Below are 1,016 nucleotides of genomic sequence, written 5' to 3'. Positions count from 1 at the left end.
TTGGAGATGTGGGCCCAGGATGTGGCTGCGATGCTGGGGTATCACTCGGGTGCGACGGCGGTGGCTGCCAGCTTGACCCCGTTCAGTGCGCCGCCGCTTGACTTGGCCGGACTGGCCACGACGGTCAACGCCCACGTCGTGGGGGCGGCGACCTCGGTCTCGGCGGCGCTGAGCCCGGTGGCCGAAGGGGTCGCCGCGGGCGCGTCGTCGGTGGTGGCCGGCGTCCAGTCGGCGGCGGCCGCGGTGCCGGTGGCGACCGTGATGTCGGCGGTTCAGGCGGGAGCGATGCCGGCCAGCATGTTGATCGGTCCGATGATGCAGCTAGGGCAGACCGCCAACGCCGGTGCTGCCGGACTGGCCGGAGCCACCGAAGGGCTGGCCGACCTTCCCAAGTTCGTCGGCGACACCGCCCCGGCGCTCAACGGCTTGGGTGCCGGCGGCGGCGGACTCGGTTCCGGGATGGCGGCCGGCCTGGGCAATGCGCGCCTGGTGGGTGCGATGTCGGTGCCCCCAACCTGGCAGGGGTCGGTACCTAAGGCGCTGACCAGTTCGGCGATGACGGGTCTGGGCGCCATGCCCAACCCCGCCGGGATGGCTGCCGGTGCCGGCACGGGAATGATGCCGATGCCGATGCCGATGGGCGGCGGCGCCGGGGCGGGAGGCATGCCCGGCGGCATGATGGGCCGCGGCGGCGCGAGTCCGCACGTGGTGCAGAACCGGCCCAGCGTGATCCCGCGGACCGGAGTCGGATAGTCGCAAGCCTCGGCCAGGTGCCGATCACGGGCGCGGACACGCATCTGGACGGGTGCGCAATTCGCGCCCGTGGCATGTTCGAACGTGGAATATACTCAGTTGGAAGCAAAGTCGATTCGGTGTCCGACAACCAAAACGTCAGCTCATTTGGTGAAAGCCCGAACTTATCGGTGCGGTCTGACTTACGATCCAGCCGTGAGCTGGGTACGGGGCAGGTCGCAGGTACTTGTTGGCGCCGTTGACGCGGCTGGCTGGTTAGGATA

At 69.5% G+C, this 1,016-nt stretch carries 1 protein-coding gene; it reads left to right on the top strand.

The genetic code is table 11. The features are described 5' to 3' along the window. A partial coding sequence (locus AC5Y6Y_RS25740) for a PPE family protein, SVP subgroup (RefSeq protein ID WP_499930818.1) occupies positions 1-753 on the top strand: 753 nt, incomplete at its 5' end. Between the last annotated feature and the right edge of the window lie 263 nt (positions 754-1,016).

Source organism: Mycobacterium sp. NGS24, from assembly GCF_059813065.1.
This window is presented reverse-complemented; position numbering and strand designations above follow the sequence as displayed.